This window comes from Maribacter luteus (assembly GCF_009674825.1).
GTDB classification, from domain to species: Bacteria; Bacteroidota; Bacteroidia; order Flavobacteriales; family Flavobacteriaceae; genus Maribacter_A; species Maribacter_A luteus.
Map to the genome: position 1 here is coordinate 55,145 of NZ_WKJH01000018.1, position 19,752 is coordinate 74,896.

At 37.9% G+C, this 19,752-nt stretch carries 11 protein-coding genes; 1 reads left to right on the forward strand and 10 read right to left on the reverse strand.

Going from position 1 to position 19,752, the window contains the following annotated elements; all coding sequences use genetic code 11:
- Positions 1 to 134: 134 nt before the first annotated feature.
- Positions 135 to 3,062 (forward strand): glycoside hydrolase family 2 protein, encoded by a 2,928-nt coding sequence (locus GJ691_RS11580; protein ID WP_179955108.1) that lies wholly within the window; start codon positions 135 to 137, stop codon positions 3,060 to 3,062.
- A gap of 124 nt (positions 3,063 to 3,186) precedes the next feature.
- Here the strand turns inward: GJ691_RS11580 and GJ691_RS19900 are convergent, their stop codons facing one another.
- The 10 genes from GJ691_RS19900 to GJ691_RS11635 form a co-directional block, all read right to left on the reverse strand.
- Entirely contained in the window at positions 3,187 to 3,375 is a 189-nt protein-coding gene (locus GJ691_RS19900; protein WP_154367028.1) for a helix-turn-helix domain-containing protein, read from the reverse strand.
- 329 nt (positions 3,376 to 3,704) lie between these two features.
- Positions 3,705 to 5,150: a sulfatase gene (locus GJ691_RS11590; RefSeq protein WP_154367029.1), complete on the reverse strand. Its 1,446-nt coding sequence runs from the start codon at positions 5,148 to 5,150 to the stop codon at positions 3,705 to 3,707.
- 134 nt (positions 5,151 to 5,284) lie between these two features.
- Entirely contained in the window at positions 5,285 to 6,715 is a 1,431-nt protein-coding gene (locus GJ691_RS11595) for a sulfatase (RefSeq protein WP_246200166.1), read from the reverse strand.
- A gap of 15 nt (positions 6,716 to 6,730) precedes the next feature.
- The gene (locus GJ691_RS11600) at positions 6,731 to 8,227 is read right to left on the reverse strand and encodes a sulfatase family protein (RefSeq protein ID WP_154367031.1); all 1,497 of its coding nucleotides are present in this window, start codon (positions 8,225 to 8,227) and stop codon (positions 6,731 to 6,733) included.
- Positions 8,228 to 8,237: 10 nt separating this feature from the next.
- Positions 8,238 to 9,938 carry a sulfatase-like hydrolase/transferase gene (locus GJ691_RS11605; RefSeq protein ID WP_154367033.1) on the reverse strand — a complete coding sequence of 567 codons (1,701 nt, stop codon included), beginning with the start codon at positions 9,936 to 9,938 and terminating at the stop codon, positions 8,238 to 8,240.
- 37 nt (positions 9,939 to 9,975) lie between these two features.
- A complete protein-coding gene (locus GJ691_RS11610) occupies positions 9,976 to 11,463 on the reverse strand; it encodes a sulfatase family protein (RefSeq protein ID WP_154367035.1) in 1,488 nt (495 codons plus the stop codon).
- A complete protein-coding gene (locus GJ691_RS11615; RefSeq protein WP_154367037.1) occupies positions 11,460 to 13,748 on the reverse strand; it encodes a glycosyl hydrolase in 2,289 nt (762 codons plus the stop codon). Before GJ691_RS11615 ends, GJ691_RS11610 begins: the two co-directional genes overlap by 4 nt.
- A 9-nt stretch (positions 13,749 to 13,757) precedes the next feature.
- Positions 13,758 to 16,265 (reverse strand): endo-acting ulvan lysase-like protein, encoded by a 2,508-nt coding sequence (locus GJ691_RS11620; protein WP_154367039.1) that lies wholly within the window; start codon positions 16,263 to 16,265, stop codon positions 13,758 to 13,760.
- Positions 16,266 to 16,301: 36 nt separating this feature from the next.
- Positions 16,302 to 17,822: a hypothetical protein gene (locus GJ691_RS19630; RefSeq protein ID WP_218944436.1), complete on the reverse strand. Its 1,521-nt coding sequence runs from the start codon at positions 17,820 to 17,822 to the stop codon at positions 16,302 to 16,304.
- Positions 17,823 to 17,868: 46 nt separating this feature from the next.
- The gene (locus GJ691_RS11635; RefSeq protein WP_154367042.1) at positions 17,869 to 19,749 is read right to left on the reverse strand and encodes a DUF5060 domain-containing protein; all 1,881 of its coding nucleotides are present in this window, start codon (positions 19,747 to 19,749) and stop codon (positions 17,869 to 17,871) included.
- Positions 19,750 to 19,752 lie beyond the last annotated feature (3 nt).

The window sequence follows — 19,752 nt, forward strand, 5'->3', positions numbered from 1 at the left end:
TTTATAACCCTGTACTATTCATATATAATATAGTTCGGGTTTTAATTGTTATTGATCTTTTGTCAAAAAATTAAATGTACAAAATGTTTCAACCTAAATTTAAAAATGTATTATTTCTAATATTTTTACTCCTTATGGGGTCAATTTCCTGTGAAGAACAAATAAAAGTAAGTGATGAAACGTCTTTAGGAAATAGGATTAAATATAATTTTAATCCAGACTGGAAATTCATAAAAGACAACCCTCAAAGTGCGGAAGATCCAAATTTTGATGATGCTTCATGGAACACGGTTAGTTGTCCACATACGTTTAACGATATAGATACCTTTGATGATCTAAGCCATGGTCACCATAATGGTGAGGACAACCAATGGAGGGGTACTGTTTGGTATCGAAAACACTTTGAATTGCCAGCTACGGATAAGGGTAAGAAAGTATATATTGAATTTGAGTCCGTTCGACAAATAGCCGATGTTTATATCAATGGTAACTATTTAGGTCAAAATCAAACGGGTTTCATCCCTTTTGGATATGACCTTACCCCTTATCTGAAATTTGGTTCAGAGAATATTGTTGCGGTAAAAGTAAATAATGATCGAGGGAATCATTTTAGGGATAATTTCCCGTTGGTGTGGAATCATGAACATTGGCACCCAACCCATGGTGGAATTTATAGAAACGTATTTCTACATGTTATGGACCCACTTCATATTACCTTACCGCTATATGATAATCTGGAAACTGTAGGTACTTATGTATATGCAGAAAATATTAGTGATACGAATGCCGATGTTACGGTTACGGCAGAAGTTCATAATGAATATAAAGAAATAAAGGATGTCGTTTTTGAAGCTAGAATTATTGATAACGAAAAGAAAATAGTAGCAACTTCAAATACGACACAAAAAATTGCAGTGGGGGAAAAGGTAACCTTTTCAACTACTACCTCCCTAAAAAATCCAAAGCGCTGGTATACACGAAATCCTTATATGTATACAGTGCAAACGGTGTTAAAGTTAGATGGTAAAACCATTGATTCCTATAACACCCCTTTAGGTATTAGAACTTTCGACTTTAATAAGGATAACGGGTTTTGGAACAATGGGGAATATACGAAATTACACGGTTGGGGGCAAAAGCCAACGAATTCATGGGCAGGATTGGGAGCAGCTTTGCCAGATTGGTTGCGCGATTATACGTTTAGGTTAATGGACGAAGCAGGAGGTAATTTTATACGCTGGGGGCATTGCGCAGGGTCCCCTGCAGAAATTTCCATGGGTGATAAATATGGTTTTGCAACCTTAATGCCTGGAGTCAGTGGAGAATCGCAAGATGAAGGTGAGACTTGGGATATTAGAATCAAGGCCTTTAAAGACATGATCATATATTATCGTAACCACCCATCAATATTCATATGGGAAGGTGGTAATTGGGCAGAAACAGAAGCCCATTATAAGCAGATACTAAACGTCATTGAAACTTATGATCCGAAAGGAAAGCGGCTAATGGGGAATAGACGTGCAGATGTAATGAATGATTCCGAAGGTTACGTGTCCATTGAAGTTGGTACAGAAGGGTGGGAGCGTGAATATGAAGATTTACCGATAGTTGAGAGCGAATATATGAGAGATGAATCACCAAGACGTATTTGGGACAAGTATTCACCCGATGATAATTTTTGGAGCCATCCTAACATAGATAAAAACACCTATAAATTAAGTTCAGAAGATTTTGCCGTTAGGGAAGTTGACCATTGGTGGAATAAAATGGGTAAAAAAGCATATCATGTTGGAGGCGCGAATTGGGTATTTTCCGATGGTCCACATGGAGGACGTTGCCCTACTGAAGTAACTAGGGCCAGTGGGGAAGTAGACGCTGTACGTCTTCCCAAAGAGGCCTTTTATGCGGTAAAGGCCATGTGGAGACCAGAACCCCAAGTGCACATTATTGGGCATTGGAATTATGAAAAGAATACCCAAAAAGATATCTATGTAATTTCTAATTGTGCTGCTGTAAAACTATATGTGAACGATAAATTGATAAGCACCGATAGTACACCAAAAAATGGATATGAATATAAGTTTTCCAATGTAGAATGGGAGATAGGGGAGATTAAGGCAGAAGGATATATCGATGATAAATTGTGTACTACCCAAACCAAAGTTACTGTTGGGGAACCTGTTGCCCTCAAGTTAACCCCGATCCTAGGCCCAAAAGGTTGGCAAGCAGATGGGTCAGATATAGCCCTGATCGATGTTGAAGTAGTCGATGAACAAGGTAGAAGGTGCCCTTTGGCAAAAGGACGTGTAGATTTTACGATTTCAGGTCCTGCTATATGGCGTGGAGGTTATAACAGTGGAAAGCCCAATTCAACTAATAACCTGTATTTGGATATCGAGGCAGGAATCAATCGTGTAGCCGTAAAATCACTTTTAGAGGCAGGTGAGGTAACCATTACAACCAATAAGTCGGGATTAGAACCGGCGAGTGTTACACTGAAATCGGAACCTTTGAATATTAGAGAAGGTTTGACCACCGAACTTCCTCAAGTGTATACAAATGTGTATAAAGAGGAAGCTGTGCCGGCACATATACCCCAAATGCCAGAATATGTCCCCGGTATAAAGAACCGAAGTAAATTGTTTAAGAAGTTCAGCTATACAGGAGATGGCAAAGCAGTGCTTAGAACAAACATGCATTGGGGTAAAAGGGCGTATACTGATATGGAACATAATTACACGGTAATTCCCAAATATTTGAACGGAGCGGAATATATTAGAACACCTAATTCCGATAAGCGATATTGGGCACGGGATCAACTGCAATTCGTAGCAGGAATCGATATGCACATTTATGTATTACACGATGATACGGTACCTGTACCAGCATTTTTATTAAAAGACTATAAGGACAATGGAGATAATATAAATGTAGGTAAGGTAACTATGTCTATTTTCCATAGGATTGCAAAAGCAGGGGAAAGTATTATAATGGCAGGAAACAGTGATGGTGACGCACCCAAAGATTGTAGAATGTATACCGTTATGGGAAAGGCGTTGTAATAGGTTAGGGAATAAGAAATAAAAAGGCGGTTTGAAATGTTTCAAACCGCCTTTTTATTATGAGCTTGCATTGTTTGATGAAAACTTAGTGGCATATTCCGAAAGGGTTAACCCATACTTTTAATTAATACATTGTCTGAAATATTTCGGCCTTTTTAAAACCTACTTTATAATCCACTTTCGTAATGCTTAGCTTACCTATTTCGAGGAGGTTCGAGGCATGTTTAAGTCTTATTTCCTGTATGGATACTTTCGGGGTAAAATTGGTCAATGCTTTTGTCTTTGTGAATAACGTAGCGCGACTTATACCCAACTATTCACAGAATATACTAATATCGAACAGTTCGTTAGATAGGTTGTCTTCAACGATTTAAAGTCTATTTTCAACAAATCTTCGTCCAATGTGGTTAATGTAGCATCAATTTCCAAAATGCTATCCTTAGATGAGAATTTGTCTTTTAGACCTCTTTTTGGATTCTAGGATATTATTTATTCTGAATTTGAATTCTTTTAAGTTGAAAGGCTTGCTTATATAGTCTAACGAAAAATCTAAAAAAGCAAAAATAGTATCGATTTAATTGCCAAATACAGATTTAGTTCATTAAATCGATACTAGGTATAATACAATTTATGATTGGTTTTTTAGTTGTAGAACGAATTGCGATTTCTTGGAAATCGTATTTCCAATAATTGTTTCATTCGTTCCTCAATTTGAATGTACTTGTCCTGACCTGCAAAATTCTCTGTGGCGACCCGATTGGCTTCTTTGTTCCAATACAATTCAACAGCCTTGGTTTCTTGGGTATCACTATCTCGCCATTCTGTATAACGCCACTCACCATCCGTTACCGTACAACCCATGGTTTTTCTACCTCTTGGGTATAAGCTATAAGCCGCATGTTTCCATTCCATTTTAGGGTTGTTAAGCAATGGCAATAAACTTTTTCCATCCAATTTGGGCATTTTTAGCCCACAGGCTTCAATTAGGGTGGGGAATAAGTCAACATTTTCAACTAAGGCTTCTGAAATTTGACCGTATTCGGGACTTCCGCTAAAATTGTTGCTTATAATTAAGGGAACGCGAACATCCAACTCAAAGTTAGTATGCTTGCACCATGCTCCATACTCGCCTATTTTATAACCATGATCGCTCATAAAAACTACTAGGGTGTTCTTTCTTAGGTCTAAACTGTCTAGCATGGACATTATTTTACCTACTTGCGCATCCATATAACTAATAGATGCATAATAGCCATGTATTAAATCCCTTGTAAGTTCATCGTCCAAAAGCCCCTCTTTTGGAATACCATAATAGGCACGTAGTTCGTTCCAATTCGTAAGCGCATTGGCGTACATGTTTTTGGGCTTCTTCCTTGATGGAACCTTGAACATTTCCTTATCGTAAAGATCCCAGTATTTTTTGGGAGCATTAAAGGGTAGGTGCGGTTTAGTAAGCCCAATAAACATTACAAAATTATCGTTCTTAAGCTCTTTTAAGGTTTCCAAGGCATGTTGGGTTGCACGTCCGTCTTTATAACCTTCATCCATCACTTCGGCTTTTTCAAAGGCAGGACCCCTTGTGTTTTTACGACCTTCTTTTTTGAATTGTTCAATAAGATCTAAGTTTTTTTGCGCAGCCCAGGAATTCGGTTCTTTTTGAAAAAAATTAGTCCAACTTTCCATATCGTCCCTACCATGATGATAAACTTTACCAACACTTACGGTCTTATAACCGTTCTCTTTAAAATATTGAGGCAATGTCAACATATCTTTTTGTACTGATCTCAAAGGTGTAAACAAATCATAAATACCTACTGTTTCTGGGCGTAAACCAGTAAGTATACTTATACGTGAAGGAGCGCATATACCTTGCTGGCTATATGCACCATTGAATAATGTGCCTTCACTGGCCAACTTATCAATATTGGGGCTTTTGACCATTTCATTTCCATAACACCCCAATTCTGTCCTTAAATCATCGACAAGGAAAACGACAACATTTTGTTTTTCTTGGCCCATTAGGTTGTTTAGGCCGAACCATACAAAAAGAAGGTATCCTATAAATGTTTTTTTTCTGATTATTTTCATTATTAATGTTATTTTTTGCTTTGTATATATTTGTTAAATCCTCTAAAAAAATTCAAGAGTGCACATAATTCTTGCTGAACTACAAGCTTTAACATCTTAACAGGTAGTTACGGTCATATTATACTGGTTATAACTCATTGATTTAAAAAATCTTCACCCCATTTAATTCTTAAATCCTTGGCTAATTGATTTATGGTATCTTGATACTCAGGTTTCTTAGCTAAATTGTGTAATTCTAAAGGATCGGTGGAATGGTCAAATAGCATACGGGCGTACGCAACACCGTCGTCTTTTGTCCATTCTGTATAAAACAGATCACCTTTAATTAAGGTGACCGCATCTTTGAATTTACTGACGGCCCAGTCTTTTTCTGGAGTCTCCCCATTTAAAATAGGGACAAAACTCTGGCCGTCAAGCGTTTTTGGGCTTTCTATACCTATAAGCTCGACCAAACTTGGGTAAATATCGATATATTCTATAATAGCATCGGTTTTCTGACCTTTGGTTTTTCCTGGGACTTTTATTATCAATGGCGCTTTTAACGCTGTTTCAAAAGTGACATGCTTACACCACAACTTGTGGTCTCCCAAATTCCAACCATGATCTCCCCATAAAATTATTATAGTATCTTCTTCTAATTCCAAGCGTTTCAATTCATCCAAGACCAGACCAATTTGCGCATCAACATAACTTACACAGGCATAATAACCATGAATCAATTCTTTGGCAAGATCATCAGGAACATCACCTTGCTTAGGAATGTTTCCATAATTACGTAATTCTCCAAAATTATGGAAGGCTTCTTTTGGGGTAGATTCCGGTTGTAAATAACTTTCGGGCAATTCAATTTTTGACCTGTCATACAAATCCCAATATTTTTTGGGTGCATTGAATGGTAAATGTGGTTTCATGAAACCTAAGGCTAAAAAGAAAGGTTTGTTCTTGTTTTTCAGTTTTTTTAAATCCGCTATCCCTTTTTGGGCGATCTTACCATCAAAATATGCGGTATCTTCCACTTCTGCCATTTCAAAAGCAGTGGCTCCTGCCACAGCTAGATTAGCGTTGCCATTATCTTTAATGTTTTCCTCTAATTGATAGTTACGAATATTACCCTCTGGAAACCATATGGAATTCCAAGAAGAAACGTTGTCTTTTCCATTATGATAAACTTTTCCGTTGGCAATCGTGGTGTAGCCATTTTGTTTTAAGAGTTTTGGTAAAGAAATGGCATCAGGGACATCAATATCAGCTCTTGTACTATAATCTATAAAACGATGCCTAGTTGGGCGCATTCCGGAAAGTAAACTCGCTCTTGAAGCTCCACATACCGGGACATTGCAATAGGCCCGATTGAATACCAAACTTTGATCGGCCAATTTATCCAAGTTTGGCGATTGGATATGTTTGGATCCGTAAAAATTGAGTTCGGGCCTTAAATCATCAACAGCAATGAACAAAATGTTCCTAGGTTTTTTTTCTTGTGTGACCTTGGTTATCCCTTTTTGATTTTTACAAGATAAAAGAAGCATGGATAGGCCCAATGCGTATAATAAGGATTTATTCATTTTAAAAATGTTATTTTACCAATGTTCAATAATTATATAATCTCCTTCGTGTAAGGTATTTTTAAGGGAGTCTGTTATTTTTCTTCTTGGGGTGTCTTGGTCCAGTTTAAACCCTTTTTTTCCTTTTGGGGTTATTATTGGCATGTTGCCTGTGGACTCACTCAAGAAATCATCTTGGGCTTCCATCCAACTAAATAAATCTTTTTTCAATTTTTTTTTGACAGATTGTAATTCTGGGTTCTGGGTCAAATTATTTTGCTCAAATGGGTCACTCTCCAAATCGTACAATTCCTCAAGAGGTTCATCTTTAAAGGCATTAGCCCCTCTTTTAATAAAGTAATCTACATTGGGTTTTCCTGTTAGATTTTGTTCAACTACTTCCAAAGAATTAAAGTTTCGGATGTATTTATATCGATTGTCACGAATCATTCTTGAAGGGAAAACCTCAGAATTTAAAATATTTTGGTTGGTTCTTACTCCATATACGTATTTATTTATTTGAACATCATTTCCTTGTAGAAGTCGTAAGAAACTATTACCATCCATACCCTCCGTGGCCTTACCACCTGCGATCTCGATAAATGTTGGTAAAACGTCTGTATAATGAATCAACTGATTTGATGTAGTCCCAGGCTTAATTACTTTTGGCCAACGTGCTACAAATGGCACTTTTAAACCGATGTCTTTGACCGTAAACTTTCCGGAGACACCATGATCTGCACTATAAATAAATAGTGTATTGTCATCTAAGTACCTATCTACTAAGTCTAACACATTTTCTATTTGCGTATTATCTTCTTCAATACTTCGGTAATAACCTGCTTTAGATTTTACATATTCTGGATTATCCTTTTTATTTATATTAAAAGGATAAAATTTAATATCGTCGACATTCGGGTTTTCAACATCAAAATACTTCCCATGAGGATATTTTGATGTGATGAACATACAAAACGGTTTTTTTGATGTTTTGAAATAACTTTCTATACTATCCAAAGGAATATAATACCTTGGAACATTCTTTTTGGGCACTGGTTCCCATTCTTTATCCCAATCATAAACACTCGAAGGTTTTACATGGCTTTTCCCTGCAAGAAGAACATCGTAACCTAATTTTCGCATTCGTGTGGTTACACTCTCTATTTTTGATTTTGTAGAGGTATGATTTGCAAAACATCCATTTTTAAGAGGGTAATCACCCGTAAAAAGTTGGGATCTACTGGGAGCACAAATGGCCTGCGCTGTAAAGGCATTTTTAAACAACATTCCTTCTTTGGCAAGTTGGTCTACCGCAGACGTATTTACTTTTTCATTGCCATAACAGCCATAATCATATACATCTTGATCGTCAGCTAGATAGAAAATGATATTTGGCCGATGGCTTTGGATGTCAACATTTTCTACTTTAACAATATCCTGCCTTTTTGAATCAGAACGATTATTGCCCAAACACCCTTTAAGCAATATAGCGATAAAGCTTATAGGGATTAAAATTAAATGACTTTTTTTCATTTTACTATTTTCAATTGTTGTATTTTAAAACTCCATTACCTTTTGGATAGGGTACTTTCCCACCATTTTCAACCCAAGTTCCAGTAGGTGCGTTATTAGCTTTTAGCCACGCTAACATTTCAGTATTCATATTTAAAGCAATTTCCAAATTTTTTGAAGTTGGATTCTTTAAAAGATTTGTTTTTTCTGATATATCTTTATTCAAGTGGTACATTGTAAATTCTTCCGTTTCATAAAAATAAAAGAGCTTATAATAATCATCTCCAAAACGTTTTTGGATAACTGTTGAAGGGGAAAAACGTTCATCCATGTATCCAGGAAGGTGCCAAAATAAGTTGGTTCTTGACAAACGTGTTTCTTCACCTGTAAGGATGCCTGTAAAAGAAACACCGTCATATTGAGGTTTACTACCATCTTTTTTTTTCAGTTCAGAAATATCTGCTCCTGCAAAATCTGCCAGTGTAGGTAGAAAATCTATGGAATGTACCGCTTGGCTGGTTATTGTATTTTCTGGAATTATATCTGGATAACAAACAATTAAGGGAACTCTAATACCACCTTCATTCAAATGGCCCTTTATACCTGTAAGCGGATCGTTTCTGTAAATGCCCCCATTATCGGAATAAAATATAAAAAGGGTATTGTTGGTAATATCATCGGAAAAATCACCATCGCCATTAGGATCTTTTAAAGCTCTATTTATTTTTCCAACGTTTTGATCCAAGAGCTCGATCATCGAAGCATATTCCGCAATACGCTTGCTTAAACCTCTTTTTAGATATTTTTGAGTTAGATCTTTTCGTCCTACGACATTGGAATGTACGGCATGAAATGGGACATATAAAAAGAAAGGCCTTTCATCATTCGCTTTTTCTTTAATATAATCTACTGAAAAATCGCCAATAGCATCTGTAAGGTGTTTAGGGGTTGCTTTCAAAAGTGACAACTCACTTTGGGTATTGCATGGCTTAAGGACCCCATCTATATACTCTTGGTCATAAGGCTTTGCGTACTTATCAACATATTCTGAGCCAAAAGTCCATCCTACGTTATCGGAATTTAATGCTAAATAGTAGGACTTTGTCTTTTCTCCCTGAACAAAACCAGTAATGATATGATGAATGTCTGCAGGTAAATCAATACCGTAGTCGCCTTTTAAAGGATGTGGCGTACCATGGCTTTTACCAACAAAGGCGGTTTGGTAACCTTGCGATTTAAAGACATCGAATATATTGATTCCGTCTTCCGAAATTACTTTTTGTTGCTTAAACGGTTTTATAGGTAAATTAGGGAACCCTTGTGTTCTTTGGTCTTGTCTGTTTAAGGACCCTACGTTATATACCTGATTATCGATTCCTGTAGGATACTGACCACTGATAAGCGAAGCTCTAGTGGGGGCGCAGTTTTGATTGGTGTAGGCATTGGTAAAAGATATCCCTTGGGATGCTAATTTATCTATTTGGGGTGTTTCATAAATCTTGGATCCTCTATTGCCATTTGTATTACCAGTGCTAACATCTACCCAACCTAAATCGTCGGCAAAAAGAAATACAATGTTTGGTTTTTTATTATAATTCTTATTTCTTTCCAAGGTCCCTGTTTTACAGCCGAACATTAGAATCGCGGTACAAATGAACATTGGGAATTTTGAAAATCCCTTGTTGTTGAGTATATTCTGATGACCATAGAAAAAGGATGTTGTTATATGCATAACCGATAACTTTTAATGGCTTTCTTCATTTGGATTATTATTCTAACACAGGCTTTGGAGATTGTACCACACCTTTACCATTATCAAACTCCCAATAAGGAATGGCGGGTTTTTTCACATCAAATTTGTAATTGTACTTATTTAGGTAATAATCCCTGGATTTAATTTCATCGCCAATTTGAGTTAATTTTGCGTTCAAGGTACTATCTAACTTTTGTTGAAGTTTTTTAAACTTAGGCTTACCAAGTAGGTTGTTTTGCTGGTATGGGTCGCTAATATTATCAAAGAACATATTTGGCCCATCTGGTGTCTTGGAATATGTGTATTGTTTGGTTCTAATAGCTCTATATGGAGGATTTTTGTAACTACCTGCAAAAGGTGCAACATTCATGACCAAAGCAGCACGGTCGGCATTCGGATCAGGATTTTTCATTAATTCGGATAAATCTTCACCTTCAATACCTTCAGGAATTTTAATATTCGATAAACTTAATAGTGAGGGTAAAATATCAGGTGTATTAATAGGAGCATTTACCAATGATCCTTTTTGTTTGTTTATTCCTGGACATTTAATTAAAAAAGGCACACGTACTGATTCGTCCCAAGCCAACTGTTTTTGAAAAGGTCTTACATCATGGGCACCCATCATTTCACCATGGTCGGCCGAAAACACAATAATGGTATTGTCAGAAAGATTTAAAGAATCTATTTGTTTTAACAAAAGCCCAATGGCCTCATCAGTTGCAGTGGCATGTGCGTAGTAACCTTGCAATTCTTCTCTACTACGTTTTTCAAATTTTTTAGTAACATTTGGATTTAGGGTTAAAGAATCAGGTGGATACATATCCTTATACTTTTGAGGTGCGGTGTGGTGAGGAAAATGAGGTGTGGCAATAGATAATACTGCTAAAAACGGCGCAGCATCTTTCGCATGTTTCGCTAAATATTGATTGGCATCTTCAACAATAGCAAAAGGCGAATATTCGCCCCAATACTTTAATTCGGTATCATCATTATCATAATAAGGCATCTTATTGTAATCGTGCGAACATTCTAATGCTTTCCAATACTCAAAACCTTGACGTCTTTCCTTGGGAATATAAGCGGAACGGCCATGACCATCTAAATGCCATTTACCCCAATAAGCCGTGTTGTAACCTTCGGCTTTGTAAATTTCTGCCATGGTTAGTTCTTCAGAAGGTAAATACAGGTCATTTACGAACATTCCAGTCGTTGTTGGGAATTTACCGGTCAATAATGATGCTCTGTGCGGAGTACAAACAGGTAAAACCGATACCGCATTGGTAAAGTTTACCGCTGTTTTTTCAAAAGCATCCAAATTAGGTGTTTTAACATCTGGATTACCGGCATAACCGAAGGCAGAACTGCGCCATTGGTCCGTTAAGATGTAAACAATGTTCGGTTTTTCAGATTCATTGATCGGTTCCTTTTTTACTTCTTCCTTGCAACTTAAAAGAGTAAAAAACACCCAAGCTAAAACGAATTTTTCTTTTCTTATTTTCATTTTGAATTTTGGTTTGAGACCCAAAAAGTAGTACTAACCGGTTTTAGGGTTAATGTACCTTTGGTAAATATGTTGTTATTTATTTTGAAATGGCTTGTGTTGTCCAAACGCATTATTTTTCCGGAATGTGGGTTGGCCTGGTATAAGTCTAGTTTGCCTTTTAGAGTTACCTCGGTTTCTATAAGATCGTCACTTGAATTGGAAAAGAAATAAATATCCTTGCCTTCCTTTATTTTATGGATGTAATTAAACTTACCCAACTCTGAAGATAGGACCGGTTTTGGTGAAAATTCAACATCGGAAACCACATGTGTTTTTAGGGCTTCGGATAAATTCTTTTCATTCGGGTTGGGAATATGAATAGCCTCGCCGCCCGAAGTATTGTCACTAACATGAATTTCGGTAATTGCACTAACTTCAGGGTTTATATTGAAAATTTCAAGGATCAATGCCTTGACTTTTTCATCCTGTCCCATTTCTGAAGATTTAAAAGGCAACTGTCCGGCAGAGATTACCAAACCACCTTTGTCGTAAAATTTCTTTATTTTCTCCAATGTTTTCAATGAGATAATTTTGCAACCGGTAAGTATGAGTGCATCGTACTTTTGCTTATTTTCATGATTGTTCAAGAGCACAGAACCATTAGCTATTTCATATTTACTATCCAAAAAGTACTCAGGATGTATAAAGGTGAAATCTTGTCGCAGGTCGTTGGTCAACAAACCACTGATTTCTTGGTAATTTGTTTCTGGGGAAATGAAAAAACCCTGTCGTGGATTTTTAGGATCTTCAAAACGGTACCAACCGGCCAATTCTTCAAAGGGATACAATACACCAATATTCGCTACCCGTTTCCCGCCTTGTAATAACATGCAAGACCTGCCTACGAAATTGGAATAATCGGGTAGGGCAGGAGCCAACTTTTCACTGTATGGGGAAACTAAAGGTGAAATGTAAACTTGATCGGGGTTATACCACATACCGTGAGGAATCACAAAATTCACGCCACGGGAGAAAAGGTCCATAGCAGATCTGTAAAGCATTAACGAATCAAATGTTTTTTCTTTATAAGCCCCGTATATTTCCGTGGCTACTACCGGTTTGTCATAATAATCTGCTGCCGAACTAATAAGTTTATGTCCGTTTTGTCCGAATTGATATCCAATGATGGCATCGGTCAAGGGAATAGCGGTATGCCTATAAAATTTAAAAATATCCGCATTCATATCAATTGGTGTTGGGTCATAATTTCCTGGTGGGTGCCCTGTATCTTTCAGTCCGTTTTTTTTTGTCCATTCCCCAACTAATTTGGGGAAACCTTCGGCCAGTAATTCTGCACGTGTATTGAAAAAGGCATGGCGTACAGCTTCTGTTTCCGGACCTATATTGTACCATAATGCGGGATACCATGGTTTTGGGTCATACCCGTTCACTTCCTCGAATTTATCATTGAAAAGACCTGTCCAGGTTCTTGGGTGTTTCCAAAAGCCTACATCATCGAAGAAGGTCATTTTAATGGTGTTACCAAAATAGGATCCAAAGTTCTCTTTATATACATCGTAGGTCATACTTATCATTTCCCTGACCGCTGTAGTGTCCATATAATCTACTACAGGAAATGCTTTATGATAACTATCCTTGACCAAGGTAAAGTACATGATTTTCCATGACCCTTTGGGTACTTTCCATACTAATATCCCATTCTTGATGTAATCGTTAAGTACAATTCGCTCCAAGGTCTTTGGGTTCATTGCAACTGTGGAAAGTAATTTGCCATTTGGTATCTTATCCTTGAAATTTGAAGGTCCATTTGCCAATTTTTCCACTTTATCTAAACGTTTCATGGTATGTTGGGGAAACAGTTCGCCCATTTTACCTCCTGCCATTCCACTAGGAAAATCGTTGTCATCGTATAAAATAACTTGCATATCCAATTCTTCAGCAGTATTTAGAACATCCTGAAAACGGTTTATATATTGGGGAGTAAGAAACTTAGGCATGGTACCGGGTTTCCCGTTTTTTTTTGGGGCTAAAGGCAGAACACTTATTCCTGAAAAACCAGCCAGTTCCTTGGCATCTTTCATTTGCTTTTGAATACCTTGGGTGGTGAGCTCGCCATTCATATGCCAAAAAGGCATGGGTTTATAGGCCGATGGTGGATTCTCAAAATCTTGTACAAAATTTGCAGATAGGACAGTGTTGTCTGATTGGCAAGAATTAAATAATAGGCCAAGTGATATAACAAGGATTGATTTCCAAATATGATGTTCATATGGTATAGCCATACAATAGTATTATAGGTTTCTTAATATTCCTTTTTGTTCTTGGTTGGATCTCAGCTCCTGTGTATTGAACTTAAGTAGTTCACCTTGCCCTATGTAAAGGGTGACTTTGGAAGTGTTTTTAACGACGGTCTTACGTACAATCCCGAATCGCCCTTTGAAGTACAGGTTCAATTTATCATTTTTATAAATGGCATTGTCCCTGTCCTGTACAATGATAATGTCGGTTATAAGCGAATCTTCAACTTTGGATGTTACTACAGCACCGATTACCTTATCCTGATCCCATAAAGGATCCACTTTTTGCACACTGGTATTTTTTTTGGTGGACGGTTCAAAAATACCAATGTAGGGTCGGTCCCAAGCTTCGCCCTTTTGTCGAATGGCCAATACTTGGGTCTTTTTATTTATATACCCATTTTTTGCTTCACGAGTTGGAGGTGCCAAGGCTTTGGTATATTTCCTGGACACTCCTTCAGGTATAAAAAGATGCATGTATCGATCATCGTATTCAATGTCAAATCGAATTTTCATACCTTTCTTAGTGGCTTTTGTAGACTTTGTATTCTCATAATAACGCCAACCAGGAGATTTAACCACATCGCCAATATCGTTTTGGTAGCGATCGGTCTTTTTCAATGATAGCTTTCGATCATTAAAACCACTGATTTGGGTTTTGTCGCCAATGTTATGATAGACATAATCATGAAATTTATTTTCATCATTGGATTTAGAGCGAAACATATCAAAATAATATCCCGTAGTTGCACTAGTTCTTATAATACTTAAGGTACGTTCTTGTTTTACATTGTTTACGGTATCATCCAAGAATTGAGTGGCGAAATTGAACTCTTTGGATATTCTTTCTTCCAAATGCTTGGGTTCTGCGGCAATATTTACCGTTTTATTCTGCCAAACATTAGCCCCGCCCTTCCATGAACCTTCGTCCCGTCCATGTGACGTGCCGTTAACGACTACGGTGTTATTGCCTGCATATAACCTAAAATAATGTTCATGCAATGGTATTTTACGTTCCCTGACAGTAGGGGGGAGCCCGGCATTGGCAGACATTATGTAGCCTGCGCCGTATAACTCCATACTTATTCCTGTAAGGTGTGAGTGCACATAATGAGCCCCTCCAATGATACCACACAGTCCGTAAGCTTCATTGTTTTCTTCAACATAGTTACGTTGTACGGCAATACCTGCGTGGTCAACAATTACAGTGGCTTTGTTTAAATCAACAGAACCTTCAATTGTTTTGGGTATGGGTTGTCCCCAAAATAGCTGTAAGGGTTTGTAATTATTGAAGATATTGTCCGTAGCTATATTCGGATGGTAACCACCATTGGCCTCATATGAATTCTTAAGAGCAAGTTCCGCTTTCCGTTGTAGTTTTTTATATCCTTTTCTTGTCGCAAGGTTCAACGTATATCGATACAGATTACCTGTGCCGTCATTATAGCGTTTTGAGTCCCCGTAGCGGACGAAGGTTCTATTGGGGTGCCTTAAATAATCAAATAAAAAATTTCCCTCAAAAATATGTTGATAGTCGGCCGTTACCTCCATATCGGGTTTTATACGGTCAACGATGTTCAATACCATAGTGATAATGGGCATAAAACTATAGCTAAGTGATTCTGGCCAAATGCCTTGCCCTGAGAACATAGGTAATATGGTATGCTTGAACGAATTCTGGTGCGCTGTGCCCTTTTCCCAAAAAACCTGGAACAAACGCTCACGTTCCGTGTCATCTTCAATACATAAAATTCCGAACAGTGCTCCCGGTGCAGTAAGTATGGGGTGATTGGAAATTGTCTTGCCGTGTACATCTGGCTTTCCATACTCTTGTAAAACATTGCCAACCATATTGGCAATTGCTTTTTGAGCCTTGCTATTGTCAAAAGCAACTTGATGTCCTTTGGTTCTACTAAAAACTTTTACATTTTTCTGTTTTAAATAATCATAAATAAAATCATAGGCAACGGCAAATGGGGCGTAGGTGGTTCTGGGGTCAAAAAAAGCGTATCCGCAAATTGTTGTGGTTTTGGGTGTTTTAGGGGCCAAAACATCTATATATGCCCATAAGATATCGGCTGCAAACTGTGCATATTTTTCATCTTCCGTGAGGTAATAGAGTGCTCCGGCATTAGCGGCCAAAGACAATACTTTGTTATGTTCAGTGGCTAATGGGCCAGCTTCGCGTTCTTTGTTCTCATGGTCATTGGTTGCTAATGCAGGTATTTCATTTAAAATAGCTGACGGATTCGCTAAATGTATAAGTAAGATGCTATCTACGTGTTCATGTAGTTGGTCTACAATACTTTTGGCCCAATCATATTTTTCAATTTTTTCCAAAACCAGGCCTCTTTCATGCATGGTGGTATAAATTACCGGATGCTGTAAAGATTGTCCATTTACTGTAATCATTGTTAAAAAGAGAACAAACCTAATGATCTTGAGAAAGGCTTGGTTTATTGAAATACCTCTTTTAATATAGCGGATAATAGAATTTCCCATGTTTAATATGAAGTTTTAACCTAATAGCCGTTAATTTTAGTTTTTATCAATAAATTTTGATAATATCGTTTTAACATCTCTTACAGTCCCTGACTTCAGCCCCCCGTCTTTAGCACCGGTTATCCAGTACAATACCATTCCGGCATCTGAACAATCCCATTTTCCTTTTTGAAATTTGACTATATTATCGACCTCTGCGATTTTTCCTTGGATCCAGACCCATTGTATTCTTGGGTCTGGGTGGTTTTTTGCCCAATCCCATTTTTCAATTGGCACCTTTAAATTCACATTTTGATCGGGGATGCGGACTTCCTCTATCCCAAAATCCAAAATCTGTTGCCACGTATAATAATCACCGGAATCATCATTTGCAGGATGGTGTGTTATTACTTTAACATATTTATGTTTTGAATTATCAGAGGCCTCCAATGCAAATCCTATGATATCCGGCTCTCCGGCTTCAATGATCCAGAGTGGGTCATTTTCAGATGATGTGTTAATTGCTTTACTTAAATCATTGATGGTTTGTTCTTGTTGCCATTTAGCATCGAAGAAAGTCAAATCTTCAAAACCACCCCAACGCCTTGCCGTAACATCGCATGCGCTTTGCATTAAGGCGTGACGTTCTTTTTCTGCTGCTTCAGAAATCCTTTCTACCCTTTTTAAATCACAGCTATGGGAATAATGTACCAATCGCTTTTCTAGACCGGTAGCTCTTAGTAATGCGATAGAAACAGCTGTTCCACCTAGGTCATCCGGATCAGGGGAATTGCCATCTGCAACAATAGCAATACGGCCTATTGGAGGGTTGATTTTTGGTTGGCCTATCTCAGAACCTAGCCATGTTGAAGGCAACTCATTTTCGAGGTTTTCTGTTGGAAAGAAATTCCTGTTTTTGGTCAAAATAAACTTATCGAATTCAAAACCATCTTCGCGCATGCTAAATTGAATGTCATGGATTCCTTTTGCAGTAATATCCAAATAAATCTCATGGGGAATACCGCAATGATCCTCTTTAGTTCGCTGACGACTTGCCCAGGTCCATTGGTTTTTTCCTTCGCACCATTGCATACGTTGCCCATGGGCAGGCCATTCACCATTTATTCCTACATGTAAACCGTTATCCTCACTTCCAGTGCTAAACGCCCGTACCCAAACATAATAGCGCCCTGGGGTGTTTATTTTGACCTTATAGTGTACCACGGCCATTTCACCTGCCTTATTAGAAAAGTTTTCACCACGAATCAGTTCATCCCCATGGGTTACCCGAGAATCGGGTAAGAGTTCGATATATGTATTTCCACTAGCACTTTGACTATGGTTTTTATCATCATCCTGGCCAACAACAGGAGCATAATCCAAGGTGGTTCTATACCATTGGCGTTTGTTAGATTTACTTTGCTTGTAAAAGTCTTCTGCTTCGACAATAATAAGATCGTCCTGTTCAATGGTAATATATTGGTTATCGGCAATAGGAACATTTACTTCAGGTGATTGGGCATCTAGGGGTAGGGTAGATACCATCAAAAAAATAATAAGTGATAGGAATGATTTCATTCTCATTTTTGATTATTTGTTTTGTTGACCAAAACCGGTCGATAAGTCATGTGCCGAATTTCTTATCTCGACTTACTTTAATAATCCAATCCTTCTTTATTTCTTTTGGTGGATATCCTAAAAATCGGGTGCCACCATTGCTTTTCACAGATTGTAGGGAGCCATACATCATTTCACCTCCATTTCTTGGGTCGAACCATTTAATTTCAAAAGTGTTTCCTGAATTTCCCAAATCCAAGGAAATGGTCTCAGCTCCCATTTGAAGGTACACAAGGTAAACTTCATCCTTTTTAGCAAAGCAAAAACCTTTGCCACCTTTTATAAGGTAATCGGCCGGTTCCATTTCCCAGAAGGGTAGTTGTTCCTCAAAAAAATGTAAGGCATAACTATTTTGGTCCCAGAATAGGTCGCGGCTTCTGAAATCCTCACAGGTTAGGTCTGAATTTGGACTTGAATACCCAAAATACCATTCCAAACCAAAACCGCCGGCCATTAGGGTGCCCCAAAGAGCATTTGATCGTGCCATATCATGTTTTGAGTCTTCATCATCGGGTAGTAAGGCAATATTCGCCTTGCCCGGTTCATCAACTGACAAGGCCCACTTTTTCCCTGTTGCATTGGATTTCTCCCTCCACTTCAAAACCCTTGGATGAACATCGGTAAATAAAGAATCACTTAATTGTAGGGAGGCTCCGGTTAATGGGGACTTATCACCAATGAAATCTTCGTAACGGCCATCTTTATTGGGGAATGTATGCAGTACCCTATGATGGTTGTATGGGTCTAATCGTTTTACATAATGGGCAACTTTCAATACTTCTTCGGTAGGTTGGTCGTTTTCTTCCCCTAGATTCCAGTTCATCGAAAGGTGATGCCCAAAGCGGGCAATGAGTTCGCGGTAGTATAATTTTCCCTCCGTTCCAAAAACTCCCTTGTCCATAAGGTGGTCCGTTTCGGTTTCATTGGTTTTAAAATGAAGGAACATGCCCAAGGTTTCGGCATATTCGAATATACGTTCCCACTGGTCCAATTTTGAAACATCCAAACGGGTCTTGTGAAAAAACGTTTCCCATGCTTCTATGTTCTTTTTGTTACTGGCATATTTTTCGTAATCGGAAATAGGTTTTTTCAGAAGATAGAAAAAGATATTTCGGTCGTCCCCATCTACGTTAAAGGTCAAAAAGGAAAATGCGTTCAATTCTTCAAAGGCTAAATAATTAATTGCGCCTAATAAATTTTTCCCTTTATTTCCTTGCCAGACAAAAGGCTGTGCTTCTTCAGCGAAATCTTTTGCATGGGGTTCCCAATTTTTTCTTAGGTTTAAAGCATTGGTAGAGGCATCAAAATCTATATAACCGAGTAAGTTCTCTGGTGCATCGACCCCTAGTTTAATAAAGTATTTTCCCGTTTCCTCAAATTTTAAATAGGATTCCCCGACATAATTAAGACGTCCTTTGGCTCTATTGTCCCTTCCGGTTTTATCTGTTTCCACTATACTGAAACTTCCCCTTTCACCATCAATCGATCCTACAGATTCCGCATTTTCAAAACTGTCGGCCACTGCAATTCCTTTGCCTTTTTTGAAAGATATACTATACCGCCATTTGCCCGTTGCATCCGGGGTAAATCTTGCTTGCCAAATATTTCCTGAAGTAGCACTGGTTTCGGCCGCATTGCCATCGGCAGCATAAAAACCGGGAACAATATATGTTTTGTCCCCATTGGTAAATGTAACATCCAGACGATAATCGAGAAAAGGATTTTCGGCTGCCAATTCATTGGTTTCGACCCCTTCTATATTTAAGGTTATCCTGTGCCATTTTTTAAGTTCACCTTCTATTCCTACTTCTTTTTGTTGGGTACAGGAAAAAAAAGAATGACTAAATAAGACAATGCATAGCAAACGAAACCAAACGGGGTGTTTCATATA

Coding starts and splice junctions, on each gene's coding strand:
- GJ691_RS11580 (WP_179955108.1), top strand. CDS start 135: ATGGGGTCAATTTCCTGTGAAGAACAAATAAAAGTAAGTGATGAAACG.
- GJ691_RS11590 (WP_154367029.1), bottom strand. CDS start 5,150: ATGAAAATAATCAGAAAAAAAACATTTATAGGATACCTTCTTTTTGTA.
- GJ691_RS11595 (WP_246200166.1), bottom strand. CDS start 6,715: ATGAATAAATCCTTATTATACGCATTGGGCCTATCCATGCTTCTTTTA.
- GJ691_RS11600 (WP_154367031.1), bottom strand. CDS start 8,227: ATGAAAAAAAGTCATTTAATTTTAATCCCTATAAGCTTTATCGCTATA.
- GJ691_RS11605 (WP_154367033.1), bottom strand. CDS start 9,938: ATGCATATAACAACATCCTTTTTCTATGGTCATCAGAATATACTCAAC.
- GJ691_RS11610 (WP_154367035.1), bottom strand. CDS start 11,463: ATGAAAATAAGAAAAGAAAAATTCGTTTTAGCTTGGGTGTTTTTTACT.
- GJ691_RS11615 (WP_154367037.1), bottom strand. CDS start 13,748: ATGGCTATACCATATGAACATCATATTTGGAAATCAATCCTTGTTATA.
- GJ691_RS11620 (WP_154367039.1), bottom strand. CDS start 16,265: ATGGGAAATTCTATTATCCGCTATATTAAAAGAGGTATTTCAATAAAC.
- GJ691_RS19630 (WP_218944436.1), bottom strand. CDS start 17,822: ATGAAATCATTCCTATCACTTATTATTTTTTTGATGGTATCTACCCTA.
- GJ691_RS11635 (WP_154367042.1), bottom strand. CDS start 19,749: ATGAAACACCCCGTTTGGTTTCGTTTGCTATGCATTGTCTTATTTAGT.